The organism is Microcella indica (assembly GCF_013414345.1).
Lineage (GTDB): Bacteria > Actinomycetota > Actinomycetes > Actinomycetales > Microbacteriaceae > Microcella > Microcella indica.
Genome location: NZ_CP058670.1, coordinates 2,475,813 through 2,489,419 on the forward strand (window position 1 = coordinate 2,475,813; position 13,607 = coordinate 2,489,419).

At 71.6% G+C, this 13,607-nt stretch carries 15 protein-coding genes; 7 read left to right on the forward strand and 8 right to left on the reverse strand.

Annotation, left to right across the window (positions count from 1 at the left end; translation table 11 throughout):
• Nucleotides 1–45 precede the first annotated feature (45 nt).
• The 3 genes from HUJ41_RS12065 to HUJ41_RS12075 form a co-directional block, all read right to left on the reverse strand.
• Nucleotides 46–651 (reverse strand): GNAT family N-acetyltransferase, encoded by a 606-nt coding sequence (locus HUJ41_RS12065; protein ID WP_179872746.1) that lies wholly within the window; start codon nt 649–651, stop codon nt 46–48.
• Between the two features lie 8 nt (nt 652–659).
• Entirely contained in the window at nt 660–1,946 is a 1,287-nt protein-coding gene (locus HUJ41_RS12070; protein ID WP_179872747.1) for an adenylosuccinate synthase, read from the reverse strand.
• 98 nt (nt 1,947–2,044) lie between these two features.
• Nucleotides 2,045–2,674, reverse strand: coding sequence for a TetR/AcrR family transcriptional regulator (locus HUJ41_RS12075; protein ID WP_179872748.1), 630 nt, complete (start codon nt 2,672–2,674; stop codon nt 2,045–2,047).
• Nucleotides 2,675–2,789: 115 nt separating this feature from the next.
• Here HUJ41_RS12075 and HUJ41_RS12080 point away from each other — a divergent pair, with 115 nt between their 5' ends.
• Together HUJ41_RS12080 and HUJ41_RS12085 are read left to right on the forward strand one after the other, a co-directional pair.
• Nucleotides 2,790–4,109 (forward strand): MFS transporter, encoded by a 1,320-nt coding sequence (locus HUJ41_RS12080; RefSeq protein WP_179872749.1) that lies wholly within the window; start codon nt 2,790–2,792, stop codon nt 4,107–4,109.
• Nucleotides 4,110–4,301: 192 nt separating this feature from the next.
• Nucleotides 4,302–4,742, forward strand: a complete 441-nt coding sequence (locus HUJ41_RS12085; RefSeq protein ID WP_224744491.1) for a DUF2256 and DUF3253 domain-containing protein — start codon at nt 4,302–4,304, stop codon at nt 4,740–4,742.
• Between the two features lie 21 nt (nt 4,743–4,763).
• Here HUJ41_RS12085 and HUJ41_RS12090 read toward each other — a convergent pair whose 3' ends face one another.
• Both HUJ41_RS12090 and HUJ41_RS12095 read right to left on the reverse strand, forming a co-directional pair.
• The gene (locus tag HUJ41_RS12090) at nt 4,764–5,132 is read right to left on the reverse strand and encodes a nuclear transport factor 2 family protein (RefSeq protein ID WP_179872751.1); all 369 of its coding nucleotides are present in this window, start codon (nt 5,130–5,132) and stop codon (nt 4,764–4,766) included.
• A 31-nt stretch (nt 5,133–5,163) separates the two neighbouring features.
• Nucleotides 5,164–5,850 (reverse strand): TrmH family RNA methyltransferase, encoded by a 687-nt coding sequence (locus tag HUJ41_RS12095; RefSeq protein WP_179872752.1) that lies wholly within the window; start codon nt 5,848–5,850, stop codon nt 5,164–5,166.
• Nucleotides 5,851–5,942: 92 nt separating this feature from the next.
• On the opposite strand from HUJ41_RS12095, the gene HUJ41_RS12100 reads away from it, so the two are divergent.
• The 4 genes from HUJ41_RS12100 to HUJ41_RS12115 all read left to right on the forward strand — a co-directional run bounded on the left by HUJ41_RS12100 (nt 5,943) and on the right by HUJ41_RS12115 (nt 10,458).
• A complete protein-coding gene (locus tag HUJ41_RS12100; RefSeq protein ID WP_179872753.1) occupies nt 5,943–7,331 on the forward strand; it encodes an acyltransferase family protein in 1,389 nt (462 codons plus the stop codon).
• Nucleotides 7,332–7,409: 78 nt separating this feature from the next.
• Complete coding sequence (locus tag HUJ41_RS12105; RefSeq protein WP_179872754.1) at nt 7,410–8,684, forward strand: HNH endonuclease signature motif containing protein; 1,275 nt, start codon at nt 7,410–7,412, stop codon at nt 8,682–8,684.
• A gap of 9 nt (nt 8,685–8,693) precedes the next feature.
• Nucleotides 8,694–9,623 carry a DNA-methyltransferase gene (locus HUJ41_RS12110; protein ID WP_179872755.1) on the forward strand — a complete coding sequence of 310 codons (930 nt, stop codon included), beginning with the start codon at nt 8,694–8,696 and terminating at the stop codon, nt 9,621–9,623.
• Nucleotides 9,624–9,633: 10 nt separating this feature from the next.
• The gene (locus HUJ41_RS12115) at nt 9,634–10,458 is read left to right on the forward strand and encodes an HAD-IIA family hydrolase (protein WP_179872756.1); all 825 of its coding nucleotides are present in this window, start codon (nt 9,634–9,636) and stop codon (nt 10,456–10,458) included.
• Between the two features lie 4 nt (nt 10,459–10,462).
• Here the strand turns inward: HUJ41_RS12115 and HUJ41_RS12120 are convergent, their stop codons facing one another.
• Both HUJ41_RS12120 and pyrE read right to left on the reverse strand, forming a co-directional pair.
• Complete coding sequence (locus HUJ41_RS12120; RefSeq protein ID WP_179872757.1) at nt 10,463–11,095, reverse strand: septum formation family protein; 633 nt, start codon at nt 11,093–11,095, stop codon at nt 10,463–10,465.
• The gene (pyrE, locus tag HUJ41_RS12125; RefSeq protein ID WP_179872758.1) at nt 11,092–11,640 is read right to left on the reverse strand and encodes an orotate phosphoribosyltransferase; all 549 of its coding nucleotides are present in this window, start codon (nt 11,638–11,640) and stop codon (nt 11,092–11,094) included. The genes HUJ41_RS12120 and pyrE overlap by 4 nt, the downstream gene beginning before the upstream one ends.
• Before the next feature lie 52 nt (nt 11,641–11,692).
• Here pyrE and HUJ41_RS12130 point away from each other — a divergent pair, with 52 nt between their 5' ends.
• Nucleotides 11,693–12,529, forward strand: coding sequence for an exodeoxyribonuclease III (locus HUJ41_RS12130; RefSeq protein WP_179872759.1), 837 nt, complete (start codon nt 11,693–11,695; stop codon nt 12,527–12,529).
• Between the two features lie 46 nt (nt 12,530–12,575).
• On the opposite strand, the gene HUJ41_RS12135 is transcribed toward HUJ41_RS12130, so the two are convergent.
• On the reverse strand, nt 12,576–13,490 hold the full coding sequence (locus HUJ41_RS12135) for an AEC family transporter (RefSeq protein WP_246299250.1): 915 nt from the start codon (nt 13,488–13,490) through the stop codon (nt 12,576–12,578).
• Nucleotides 13,491–13,607: the final 117 nt, after the last annotated feature.

Here is a 13,607-nt window from a genome sequence, read left to right on the forward strand (position 1 = left end):
CCACGGTCAAGACCCCTTGTTCAGCAGTCTCCTAGGGGCTCGCGCTCAGGAGCGTCCGCGCGCGACCCGTCGCTCGAGCACGGCGCGAACCTCGGGCCAGTCGTCGACGGTCACCGAGAACTGGGCGGTGTCGCGCCACGAGCCGTCTGACCGGGGCTGCTCGCGCCGCACGACGCCCTCGAAGTGCGCGCCGATGCTCGCCATCGCCGCTCGGGAGCGCTCGTTGAGCATGTCTGCTTGCAGCTTGACGCGACCGTAGCCGTGCGCGAACACGTGACCGAGCAGCAGGAGCTTGCAGGCGGCGTTGACGCCCGCGCCCCAGTGCTCGGGCGCGTACGCCGTCCAGCCCAGGTGGGCGTACTGCAGGATCGGCGAGAAGTCGGTGAGGCTCGAGGTTCCGACGACCTCGCCCCGGGCATCCCGCACCACGTACGGATGCCCGCGACCGATCGGCAGGTACTCCGGCAGCCAGCGCGCGAAGTCCTCGCCCTCTCGGAAGCCCGCCGGGCCACCGCCCCAGCCGCCCGCGAAGACCTCGCGGTGCGCGAGCGCCGCCGTCAGCCCCGGCAGGTGATCGTCGCGGTACGGCTCGAGCGTGACGCCGTGCCCGGAGAGCACCTCGAACGGCGGCGGGGTCGTCGGGTACGCCATGCTCGCCGTCAGTCGAGCAGGTCGTGGCGCTGGATGATCGCGTCGCGACCAGGCCCCACGCCGATCGCCGAGATGCGCGCGCCGCTCATCGCCTCGATCGCGAGCACGTAGTCCTGCGCATTCGTCGGCAGGTCGTCGAAAGTGCGCGCACCGGTGATGTCCTCGGTCCACCCTGGTAGCTCCTCGTAGACGGGCTTCGCGTGGTGGAAGTCGCTCTGCGAGACGGGAATCTCGTCGAACCGCACGCCGTCGACCTCGTAGGCGACGCACACGGGGATGCGCTCGAGGCCCGTGAGCACGTCGAGCTTCGTCATGACGAAGTCGGTGACGCCGTTGATGCGTGCCGTGTATCGAGCGATGGGCGCGTCGTACCAGCCGCAGCGGCGCGGGCGCCCCGTCGTCGTGCCGAACTCGAAGCCGGTCTTGCGCAGGAATTCACCGGACTCGTCGAACAGCTCGGTCGGGAAGGGCCCGGCGCCGACGCGCGTCGTGTACGCCTTGACGATGCCGATGACCCGGTCGATGCGGTTGGGGCCGATGCCCGAGCCGGTGGCCGCGCCGCCGCTCGTCGAGCTCGACGAGGTGACGAAAGGGTAGGTGCCGTGGTCGACGTCGAGCATCGTCGCCTGGCCGCCCTCGAAGAGCACGGTCTCGCCGCGCTCGAGCGCCTCGTGCAGAACGAGGGCGGTGTCGGCGACCATCGGGCGCAGGCGCTCGGCGTACGCCAGCAGGTCGTCGACGACCTCGTCGACGAGGATCGCCCTGCGGTTGTAGACCTTGACGAGCAGGTGGTTCTTCTGGTCGAGGGCGCCCTCGACCTTCTGGCGCAGGATCTTCTCGTCGAAGAGATCCTGCACGCGGATGCCGACGCGGTTGATCTTGTCGGCGTAGGCGGGGCCGATGCCGCGCCCGGTCGTGCCGATCTGGCGCTTGCCGAGGAAGCGCTCGGTGACCTTGTCGATCGTGCGGTGGTACTGCGTGATGACGTGGGCGTTGCCGCTCACGAGGAGCTTCGACACGTCGACGCCGCGCGCGCTGAGCGCCGTGAGCTCGTCGAACAGCACCTCGATGTCGACGACCACACCGTTCGCGATGACGGGGATGACGCCCTCGGTGAGGATGCCGCTCGGCAGCAGGTGCAGGGCGTACTTCTCGTCACCGACGACGACCGTGTGGCCAGCGTTGTTGCCGCCGTTGAACTTGACGACGTAGTCGATGCGGCCGGCGAGGAGGTCGGTCGCCTTGCCTTTTCCCTCGTCGCCCCACTGGGCTCCGATGATGACGACGGCAGGCATGGCGGTCCCTTTCGGATCGAGTCGGGATGACCCCTGAGTCTATCGGCCTCGCCCGCACCGGGGGTCGGGCGGGCACCCACGCGGGCGCGGGTGGTGCTTCAGACCGCGGCCCACTGCCCGCGCGCGGGGGCGGGGTGGGCTCGCGCGAGGCTGCCGGGGGCGAGTCCCAGCCGCTGCTCGGCCGCGCCGAGCACGATGGTGTCGGCCTCGTCGACCCCGATGATGTCCATGGCGTGGTGCTGCACGGCGACACCGTCGGCCACCGCGGTGAGCATGCGCGCGTCGGCTGCGGGGTCGACGCTCGTCGCGATGCCCGCGTCGACGACGCGCTCGATGAGGTCGATGAGGATGTGCTCGCAGTCGCGGTGGTGCCGGTCGAGGGCGGCGGCGAGGGCGGGCGTGCGGGGCGCTTCGCTCCACGCGTCGATCCACACGCGGTAGTGGTGCTCGGGCGTGGCGGAGAGCCAGCCCGCGAGGGCGGCGAGCGGCTCGAGCCCGTCGAGTTGGGCGCGGTCGCTCGCGAGCTCGCGCGTGACCGCGTCGTCGAAGGCCGCGGCGACGAGGTCATCGCGGCTCGCGAAGTAGTGGCGGATGAGCCCGTGCACGACGCCGACCTCGGCCGCGACATCCCGCAGCGTCACCCCGGCGAAGCCCTTGGTAGCGACGAGGCGCAGCGTGGCGCGCACGATCTCGTCGCGCCGCTCGTCGGATGTCTTGCGTTCTGCCACGCCTCGAGCATAGGCGCGACCGGGGGCCCGTTGTCCAGGTGGACAGCACGTGCTAGCTTTATTGTCCAGTTGGATAACAAGGTCGCATCGCGACCATGACCGGAAAGAGAACGGGATGCTCAGCCGCACCCGCACCGCCCCCCACGCCCGGGCGCCGCGCCCCTCGGCGCGGCTCGTGCCGAGCGTCGTCGTGAGCATGGTGCTGCTCTCCGGCGGGTCCTTCGTCATCTTCCCGCTCATTCCCGCCCTGCAGAGCACCCTCGGCGTGAGCACCGCCGAGATCGGCTACCTCGCCGCCGCCGGCTTCGGCGCCGCCCTCATCGCCGAGCTTCTCGTCGCTCCCGCCGCCGACCGCGGCCACGCCCGCCTCATGGCGGTCGCGGGCGTGCTGCTCATCGCCGCCTCCCTCGCCTTGAGCGCCGCGGCCGGCGCGGGCTGGCAGCTCATCGCCGCGCGCGGGCTCGGCGGTTTCGGCTTCGGCATCTTCGTGATCGCCGCGAGCGCCCTGCTCGTGCGCAGCGATCCCGCGCGCAGCGGCGAGCTGCTCGGTCGCCTCGGAGCGGCCGAGCTCGCCGGCATCGCGGTCGGGCCGCTCGCTTCGGGTGCGGCAGTCGCGATCGCCTCCCCCTCCGTCATTCTCGCGGTCGCCGCCGCGTGCGTGCTCGCGGCCCTCGTGCCCGTTCTCATCGGGTTCCGCGAGCACCGCGCGACACCCTCGCTCGGGGACGACCCGCACCCCCGCACGGGCGGCATCACCGCGGGCGTGGCGGGCATCGCCGCCGGGGTCGTCGGGTTCGACCGCGCTCCCGAGCCCGCGGCCCAGCCCGCTGCCGAACCCACCGCGGCGCCTCCCGCGACGTCCACCCCGCGCTCGAGCTTCGACCTGCTGCGCCGCCCCAGCATCATCGGCATCGTGCTGCTCTACGCCGCCGTCATGGTGCCGACCGGCGCGTACGACGGCATCTGGCCGCGGTACATGGCCGACATCGGGGCTGGCCCCCTGCTGACGGCAACGAGCTACGTCCTCTTCGCCATTCCCTACGTTCTCCTCGCCGCCTGGGCGGGGCGCCTCGCCGACCGCCGCGGAGGTGTCGCGGCCTACTGGCGCGGGCTCCTCCTGCTGCTGCCGATCGTGGGCATCTACGGCATCATCGGCAACCCGTGGGTCGCCACGGGGCTCGGGTTCGTGGAGTCGACGGGGCAGGCGCTCGCCGTCATCGGCGCGGGTGCCGCGATGGCCCACGCCGTCGACCCCGCACGAGCCGGGTCGGCACAGGGCCTGTTGCGCGGCATCGGTCTGGCCGCCGCGACGATCGCCGCCATGGTCTCCGGCCACGCCTACGAGGCGGGCGGCCCGCTGCTGCTCTTCGGCGGAACGGGGGTCGCCGTCGCGGTGATCGCCGCGGTCGGGATGCTGCTCGTGCGCCGACGCTGACCTCCACAACTCAGGAGATCCTGCGCGCCTCCGACTCGCGACGCGCCGGTACGGCCCTCACCCTGGGGACTGTGGACGCCGAGGCCGAGCCGCATCTCCTGAATTGTGGAGATGGGCGGGGTGCTGGGCGCGGTGCGGCCCGCGCGGCCCGGCACCCGGCCGACTCACGGTGTTGGCGCCGACACTGTAAGCGTGGGCCGACAGAGAGACCTCGAGAGTGGCGACTCGGCCGCGCGAGCGCCGAAGAACTGCGCCGCGTGCGGCCGGCGCATCGAGTGGCGCGCACGGTGGGCGCGCGACTGGGAGAACGTGCGCTGGTGCAGCGACGCGTGCCGACGGCGGGGCGTGACCGCGGTGGATCGCGAGCTCGAGGCGAGCATCCGGAGCCTGCTGGCGAGCCGCGCGGCCGGCGCGACGATCTGCCCGAGCGAGGCGGCGCGCGCCGTCGCCGCCTCCCGCCCGGATGCGCCCACCGCCGAGCCGGGAACCGAGCCCTGGCGCGCGCTCATGGAGCCGGCACGCCGTGCCGCGCGACGCCTCGTCGCCGCGGGCGAGGTCGAGATCACGCAGGGCGGCCGGGTCGTCGACCCGTCGACGGCGAAGGGACCGATCAGGGTGCGTCCCGTGCGCTGAGGCGCTGGCGGTGCCGGGCCGCTACACGACAGGCGTCTGCTGGTGCGCCGCCGTGCGCCAGCGACCCTCCTGGTACACGTATGTCGTGCTCATGCGTCGGTCCACGACATCGTCGCCCCGCACCGCGCGCGCCCGGTAGACGAGGATCGCCGCGCGGTCGCCGAGGCGCACGACGCGCTGCTCGCTCAGCTCGTAGGAGTCCCACGGGGAGCCTTCGAGCGCCGCGAGCACGGCACCGCGCTCGATGACGCCCGTATCGACGAGCATGACCGCGTCCTCGGTCATCGCGTGGTGGTAGTGGGTGCCGCCTTCGCCGCGGCACAGCGCCTCCCACCCGTCGTGCTCCTGGCGGATGAGCTGGGCGGGCAGATCGTCGGTGATCGCAGTCATGGGCTCAGTCCACCGGTTGCGGCGGGCGCCGTCAAGAACCGTTCGTCTCGGGATGCTCCGCTCCCGCCGCGTGCACCCGCACCCACTCGTGCATGACGACGGCGGCCGCGGCGCTCGCGTTGATCGAGCGCGTCGACCCGTACTGCCGGATCTCGATGACCTGATCGGCCGCGGCGAGCGCCGCCTCGCTGAGCCCCGGCCCCTCCTGCCCGAACAGCAGGATGCACGCGCGCGGCAGGGGCGCAGCATCCACGGGAACGGAGCCGGGCACATTGTCGACCGCGACGATCGGCAGGTCGTGCGCACGCGCGAAGGCGATGAGCTCGGCGATGTCGGAGTGGTGGCGCACGTGCTGGTAGCGGTCGGTGACCATCGCGCCGCGCTTGTTCCAGCGACGGCGGCCGACGATGTGCACCTCGCTCGCGAGGAACGCGTTGGCGCTGCGCACGATCGAGCCGATGTTCATGTCGTGCTGCCAGTTCTCGATGGCCACGTGGAAGGGGTGACGACGTTCGTCGAGGTGGGCGACGATCGCAGCCATGCTCCAGTAGCGGTACTCGTCGAGCACGTTGCGGGTGTCGCCGTGCTCGAGCAGCTCGGGGTCGAGTCGGGGGTCGTCGGGCCACGGTCGAGGGTGCGGACCGAGGCCGTGGGTAGTCCACTCTGGCGTGGGCTCGGGGGTGCGCTCGAGCCCCCGCGACTCTCCTCCGTCAGTCATTTCTCGAGCGTAGCCCCGGCGTGACGTAGCCTCGAAGCAGCCGGCGCACGTCGGCGGATGCCGAGCGCCGACGATCGCGAAGGGACGACCGCGTGGCCACGACCGAAGCGAGCTCGCCCGCCGCCCCGCCTCCCGTGCCCAGCACAGGGCGCGACACCGCGGTCGACTTCGTGAAGGCCGCGTGCCTCATCGTCGTCGTCGGGCTGCACGCGATGATGGCGGGCTTCACGGTGGGGCCTGAGGGCCTCACGATCACGAACGCTCTGGACGGGCATCCCAACTTCGCGTGGTCGACGTGGGCCGTGCAGGTCATGCCGCTGTTCTTCCTGCTGGGCGGGTTCTCGAGCCTCACGCAGTGGCGGCGGCTGCGGGCCGCGGGCGTCTCGGCCTCCGACTACGTGCGCATGCGCATCACGCGGCTCGTGCGACCGGCGGTGCTGTTGTTCGCGCTCGTCGGGCTCACGCTCGCCATCCTCGCTCTCACCGGGCTGCCCGCCGACATTCTGCGCGAGGTCGGCTTCCGCATCGGGCAGCCGCTGTGGTTCTTGGCGGTGTACATCGGATGCGCGGGGCTGGTTCCCGGGATGACCGCCCTGCACGAGCGGGCCCCGCGCCTGACCCTCGGCGCGCTGCTGCTCGCGGCGGTCACGGTCGACTCCGTCGTGGCCGCGACGGGCCTCGAGCTGCTCGGAGCCCTCAACCTGTTCTTCGTGTGGGTGCTCATCCAGCAGCTCGGGTTCGCGTATGCCGACGGCATCATCGGCGTCCTACCGCGCTGGGCGCTGTTCCTGCTGGCCGTGGCTGCGTTCGCGCTGCTCCTGTTCCTCACGACCGTGTTCGGGTATTCGACCGACATGTACGAGAACCTCAACCCGCCAACCGTGTGCATCCTCGTGCTCGGGGTGGGCCAGCTGATGCTGTTCGCGACGGCGCACCCGTGGCTGCGGGCACTCGCCGACAAGCCGCGCGTCGCCCGCGTCGGCCTGTGGGTGAACGCGAACTCGATGACGATCTACCTGTGGCACGTGCCCGTGATCGTGCTCGTCGTGGTCGTCATGCTCATCTCGAACCTGCCGTTCCCCGAACCGCTGAGCCTGCAGTGGTGGCAGACGCGGCAGCTCTTCCTCGTCGCGATCGCGGTCGCGCTCGTGCCCATCGTCATGCTCGTGCGGCAGTTCGACCGCAGTCGGCACGACGACCGCGAGGTGACGATGTCACCCCTGCTCGCGGCGACGAAGGTGCTGCTCGGAGTCGCGGGGGTCACGGTGATCCTGCTCGTCGGGTTCTCGCCGGCGGCGGGTGCGGCACTCGGCGTGCTGCTGCTCGCGCTTGCCGTGCAGTTGCGCGGGCGGCGGCGCAGGGTGCCGGAGCCGGTGGGTGAGGCGGGCGGTGCGCCGGAGCCTGCGGCCGCACACCCGCCCGCACCCGCACCCGCAATCGCACCCCGTGACGATCCCGCCGCTCCTTCACAGAAGCCCTGATCAGAAGGCTTTTCCACCGGGCACACGCCTCCACGTCTCCCCCTCTCGAATGTCGGTGGTCCCTGCTCGACTAGACCCATGACCACCTCCGAGCTCCCCCGGACGGCGACAGCCGCCGTCGACGGCGGCGTCTCGGCGATCCTCGACGCGATCATCGCGCTCGAGCGGCTGACCGCCTCCCTCGCGGCGTCGCGCGCGGTCGCGATCGACGAGCTGCGGCGCCTCATCCTGACGGCTGCCGAGCGGGATGCGCAGGGTGGGCGCTCGGGCGGCTGGGATACCGCGGTGACCGCCCGCCGCGTGGCCGCGACCGAACTCGCCGCGGCCCTGCGCGTCTCCGAGTCAGCCGCGCAGTCCCTCCTGGACGAGAGCGCGGCCCTCACCACGACTCTCCCGGGCACGCACGCGGCCCTGCGGGAGGGTGCACTGAGCTACGCCCACACCGTGGCGATCGTCGATGAAGCCCGCAACCTGCCGCCGTCGTCGCACGACGAGTTCGAGAAGACCCTCCTGCCGGAGTCCACGACGCGCACGGCTGCCGGCCTCCGCCAACGCGCCCGCATCGTGCGCGAGCGCCTGCACCCCGACTCGATCGATGAGCGGTGTCGCGACGCTCGCGAACGCCGCGATGTTCGCCTCGAGCCTGCCCGCGACGGCATGGCCTGGCTCACCGCCTATCTGCCGGCCGAGAACGCGATCGCGGCCTATCGGCGTGTGAGCGAGATTGCCTCGAGCCTCGGCGGCTCCGGTGACGCAGAGCAGCGCGACGACCGCACTCTCGCCCAGCGCCGCGCCGACGTCATGACCGACCTCCTGCACGACGGCATCGTGTCCGGCTCGGGTGCGGGTCGCGGCGTGCGGGCGCAGGTGCTCGTGACCGTGCCCGCCCTCACCCTCCTCGACCGCGGCGCCGCACCCGTCTCCCCTGTGCCGCCAGCGACGCTCGAGGGCTACGGACCCATCTCGGCCGACGTCGCCCGGCGCCTCGCCGCTCACGCCCCCAGCTTCACCCGCCTCCTCACCCACCCCGAGACCGGCGCGGTGCTCTCCGTCGGGCGCGACCGCTACGCGGTGCCCCGCGACCTGCGGCTGTGGTTGCGCATTCGCGACGAGACCTGCCGGTTCCCGGGCTGCGGTCGCAGTGCGGCGAGCGCCGACGTCGACCACACGGTCGACTGGCAGCACTCCGGGGCCACGCGACATGACAACCTCGCCCACCTGTGCGAGGCCCACCACCGACTCAAGCATCAGACCGCCTGGCTCGTGCACCAGGCAGGCGGCGGCGTGCTCGAGTGGACGGCACCCAGCGGGCGGCAGTACCGCACCGACCCAGCGACCCGCCTCGCCTGTTAACCTCAGCCCATGAGCGCGCCGCGAAAGACACCCGCGCGCTCGATCCCGCCGTCGGCCCCTCCGCAGATCTGGACTCCCGACGGCGCCGACCTGCTCCTCCACGGCGACAACCTCGCCGCCATGGCGCACCTGCCTGACGCGAGCATGCAGCTCGTCTACCTCGACCCGCCCTTCAACACAGGTCGCACGCAGCAGCGCCGTAGCACCACGAGCACGCGCGACCCCGACGGCGCCTACCTCGGGTTCCAGGGCACGAGCTACCGCCGCACCGTCGAGACGCTCGGCCGCTACGACGACACGTTCCTCGACTACTGGGGCTTCCTCGCCCCGCGCCTCGAGCAGGTCCACCGCGTGCTGCGCGACGACGGCACCCTCTACCTGCACCTCGACTGGCGCGAAGCGCACTACGCGAAGGTCGCCCTCGACGCCCTCTTCGGCCGCGCATGCTTCCTCAACGAGCTCATCTGGGCCTACGACTACGGAGCCAAGTCCCGCCGACGCTGGCCGACGAAGCACGACACGATCCTCGTCTACGTCAAGAACCCCGACGCCTACTACTTCGACTCCGACGCCGTCGACCGCGAGCCGTACATGGCGCCGGGCCTCGTCACTCCCGAGAAGGCGGCGCGCGGCAAGCTGCCCACCGACGTGTGGTGGCACACGATCGTCACCACCAACGGCCGCGAGAAGACCGGCTACCCGACCCAGAAACCCCTCGGCGTCCTGCGGCGCATCGTCGCCGCCTCGAGCCGCGAGGGCGACTGGGTGCTCGACCCCTTTGCCGGCAGCGGCACGACAGCCGCCGCCGCCCACGAGCTCGGCCGCCGCAGCGTGAGCATCGACGCGAACCCCGAGGCCGTGCAGGTCATGAGCGACCGGCTCGGGATGCCCGTCACGGAGCTGAACGGCGAGCACAGCATCCCTCACCCGCCTCGCTAGGCTGAGCGGCATGAGCGACCGCCGCGAGATCGAGTGCTGGCTGACCGACATGGACGGCGTGCTCGTGCACGAGAACGCCGCCCTCCCCGGCGCCGCCGCGCTCATCCAGCAGTGGCGCGACACCGGCACGCCCTTCCTCGTGCTCACCAACAACTCCATCTACACGCCGCGGGATCTCGCCGCCCGCCTGCGCGCGAGCGGCCTCGACGTGCCCGAGGAGTCGATCTGGACCTCCGCGATGGCCACCGCAGACTTCTGCGCCAGTCAGATGCCGAACGGCACCGCCTACGTCATCGGCGAAGCCGGCATCACGACCGCCCTGCACGAGGCGGGCTTCATCATGACCGAGACGAACCCCGACTACGTCGTCGTCGGGGAGACCCGCAACTACTCCTTCGACGCGATCACGAAGGCGATCCGCCTCATCGGCAACGGCTCGCGCTTCATCGCCACCAACCCCGACGCGACCGGGCCGAGCGCCGACGGCCCCATGCCCGCCACGGGTGCGATCAGCGCCCTCATCACGAAGGCCACCGGCAAGGAGCCGTACGTCGTCGGCAAGCCCAACCCGATGATGTTCCGCTCCGCCATGAACCGCATCGGCGCGCACAGCGAGAACACGGCGATGATCGGCGACCGCATGGACACCGACATCGTCGCCGGCATCGAAGCGGGGCTCCACACCGTGCTCGTCCTCACGGGCATCAGCGACGAGACCGAGATCGCCAAGTACCCGTTCCGCCCGAGCGAGATTCTCACGGGAGTGCACGAGCTCGTCACCGCCGAGCCGCTCGAGACCGAGCTCTACGAGCCCGATCTGTCCGTCGAGCCATGAGCGACTACTGATCGACGGGCGGCACCGCGAGGCTGCCCGTGAGAGGCTCACCCGACGTGCGGCTCACGAAGCACGAGTACTCCCGATGCCCCTCGTCCCACTGCTCCTCGGTGACGGGGTACGAGCTCTGCACGGCGAGGTCGTCGTAGGCACCTGCCGCCGAGGGGTCGAGCACGGCCGGGTCGGTGCACGCCAGGTAGAGCGGCGCGCTCAGCGCCTCCCGGCCGGGGTACGGCGCGTCGTCCTCCGCTCCGAGGTCGTAGGTCACCCGCGCGATTAGCTGCCCGCCGTGCGGCTCGGCGCAGTCGACGACCGTGTACTCGTCCTGCCACGCATCCACGTAGGGGTCGAGGCACTCGCCGCCGAGCAGGTCGTCCCACCGGTACTCATCGGGCTCGACGGGCCCCACCGGCTCGACCGTCTCGGTCGGCGTGGGGGTGGGGGTGGGCGTCGGCGTCACGACCGGCGCCGGTGCGAGCAGGTCGGGCAGGCGCGTGCCGAGCAGGAAGAGGCCGGCGAGGGCGAGCACGGCCACGATCGCGCCCGCGATCCAGAGAAGGATGCGCGGACGCTTCCCTAGCGGGCCCGGCGAGCCGCCCGCGGGCGCCCCCGTCTCGTGCGCGCGCTCGTCGCTCACGCGAGCCCGAGGTCGGCCAGCCCGATCGCCGCGCGGTACTCGTAGCCGGCCTCCTCGATCACGCGCCGAGCATCCGTCGCCCTGTCGACGACGACCGCGACGGCGACGACCGTCGCCCCGGCGGCCTCGAGGGCGCGCGCCGCAGTGAGGGGCGACCCGCCCGTCGTCGAGGTGTCTTCGAGCACGACGACGCGCTTGCCGTCGACGTCGGGCCCCTCGACCTGCCGGCCGCGACCGTGATCCTTGGGAGCCTTGCGCACGACGACGGCGTCGTACGTGAGTCCGCGGGCGACCCCCTGGTGCAGCACAGCGGCGGCGATGGGGTCGGCGCCCATGGTGAGCCCGCCGACCGCGGCGACGTCGGGGATGTCGGCGATGAGGTCGCACATGACCTGGCCGATGAGCGGGGCCGCACGGTGGTCGAGGCTGAGTCGGCGCAGGTCGATGTAGTAGCTCGCCGTCGCTCCGCTCGAGAGCGTGAACTCGCCGTGGAAGACGGCCTCGTCGCGGATGAACTGGATGAGCTTCTCGCGCGCGTCGGTCACGCACGCCACTCTACTGCGGGGCGATCGGCCGCTCCGTGCCTAGGCTGGTGCCATGCGCATCGCCACCTGGAACGTCAACTCGATCCGCACCCGTCACGCTCGCGTCGTCGACTTCCTCGTGCAGTCCGACGTCGACGTGCTCGCAATGCAGGAGATCAAGTGCAAGCCCGAGCAGTTCCCCATGGCACCGTTCGAGGAGGCCGGCTACGAGGTCATCGCGCACGGACTGAACCAGTGGAACGGCGTCGCGATCGCGAGCCGCCTTCCGCTCACCGACGTCGCGACCGAGCTGACCGACCAGCCCGGTTTCGCGAAGGCGCACGAGGGACCGGATGCTCCCCTCGAAGCCCGCGCGCTCGGCGCCACGATCGACGGCGTGCGGGTGTGGAGCCTCTACGTTCCCAACGGCCGCGCCCTCGACGACCCGCACCTCGACTACAAACTGCGCTTCCTGCGTGCAGCGGCCGAGGAGGCGCGCACGTGGCTGAGCGAGAATCCGGATGCTCCGCTCGCGCTCACCGGCGACTTCAACGTGGCTCCCACCGACGCCGACATGGGCGACCCGAGCTTCGTGCCCGGTGTCTCCACCCACATCTCCCCCGCCGAGCGCGAGGCCTTCGCGGGGCTCGAGGCCGCGGGGCTCTCCGACGTCGTGCGCCCGCTCGTTCCGGAGGGCTTCACCTTCTGGGACTACAAGCAGCTGCGGTTCCCCCGCAACGAGGGCATGCGCATCGACTTCATCCTCGGCTCGCGCGGCTTCGCCGACCTCGTGGCGGGTGCGAGCATCGAGCGGGAGCAGCGCAAGGGTGACAGCCCGAGTGACCACGTGCCCGTCGTGGTCGAGCTCGCGCTCGAGCAGGAGGACGACGACCGCCCGATGATCTTCTAGCGAGGGGTCGGGCCGAGGCCTCGGGCTGATTCCGTGAGCAGGGTCGCTACGGTGCCAGGAGCGCCGCGATGACGACGAGGATCGGCACGGCGAGCGCCGTCGAGATGAGACCGGAGTCTCGCGCGAGCGGCATGGCCGTCTGGTAGCGGGCCGCGTAGGTGTAGACGTTCTGCGCCGTCGGCAGGGCCGCGAGCACGACGACGGTGAAGAGCGCGACGCCCTCGAGCCCGAACACGAGTGCGCCGAGGCCCCACGCGACGAGCGGCATGACGATGCTCTTGAGGATGACGGCGAGCAGAACATCCCGTCGCCCGCTCCCCGGCTCCAGGATGCGGCGACCGTGCAAAGACAACCCGAAGACGACGAGGACGGCCGGCACCGCGGCGGCGCCGAGCAGACGGAACGGCTCGACGACCGGGTCGGGGAGGTCGACGCCGAGCAGGGCGACGACGAGCCCGAGCACCGAGGCGATGATGAGCGGGTTGCGCACCGGCTGCGTGAGCACCCGGCCGATCGAGAGCCGGCCGCTCGTCGTGACATCGAGGATCGTGAGGGCGATGGGCGCGAACACGACCAGCTGCAGGAGGATCACCGGGGCGACGAGGGTGGGGTCGCCGATCACGTACGCGGCGACGGGCAGGCCGATGTTGTTCGCGTTGACGTAGCCGGAGGCCAGAGCGCCGATCGTGAGCGCTGGAGGCCCTCGACGCCAGAGGAGGCGCGCGAGCAGCACGAACGCGAGCATGCACGAGAGCGCCGCGATCGCGGAGACGGGCAGCAGCGCCGAGAACAGTTCTGCGAGGTCGGCCTCGGCCATGACGCTGAACAGGAGCGCGGGGAGGAACACGAAGAAGGCGGCCCGCCCGAGCACGACGGCGGCGGTCGGGCCGAGCACTCCGACGCGCCCGACGAAGTAGCCGACGGCGATCACCGACCCGATGATCGCGAAGCCGATGAGCACGCCCGCCGTCTCCCCAGTCTGGTCTAGGTAGTGCCTACCTATGGCATATCGCCCGCGACCTCGGCACACTGGAGGCACAGCACGACGCCCCCGGCGCTCCCGGGCGGCGACGTACCC

Bases quoted from the DNA above. Each gene is read 5' to 3' on its own strand.
- HUJ41_RS12080 (WP_179872749.1), top strand. From the start codon at position 2,790: ATGCTCAGCCGCACCCGCACCGCCCCCCACGCCCGGGCGCCGCGCCCC.
- HUJ41_RS12065 (WP_179872746.1), bottom strand. From the start codon at position 651: ATGGCGTACCCGACGACCCCGCCGCCGTTCGAGGTGCTCTCCGGGCAC.
- HUJ41_RS12070 (WP_179872747.1), bottom strand. From the start codon at position 1,946: ATGCCTGCCGTCGTCATCATCGGAGCCCAGTGGGGCGACGAGGGAAAA.
- HUJ41_RS12105 (WP_179872754.1), top strand. From the start codon at position 7,410: ATGACCACCTCCGAGCTCCCCCGGACGGCGACAGCCGCCGTCGACGGC.
- HUJ41_RS12130 (WP_179872759.1), top strand. From the start codon at position 11,693: ATGCGCATCGCCACCTGGAACGTCAACTCGATCCGCACCCGTCACGCT.
- HUJ41_RS12095 (WP_179872752.1), bottom strand. From the start codon at position 5,850: ATGACTGACGGAGGAGAGTCGCGGGGGCTCGAGCGCACCCCCGAGCCC.
- HUJ41_RS12115 (WP_179872756.1), top strand. From the start codon at position 9,634: ATGAGCGACCGCCGCGAGATCGAGTGCTGGCTGACCGACATGGACGGC.
- HUJ41_RS12090 (WP_179872751.1), bottom strand. From the start codon at position 5,132: ATGACTGCGATCACCGACGATCTGCCCGCCCAGCTCATCCGCCAGGAG.
- HUJ41_RS12110 (WP_179872755.1), top strand. From the start codon at position 8,694: ATGAGCGCGCCGCGAAAGACACCCGCGCGCTCGATCCCGCCGTCGGCC.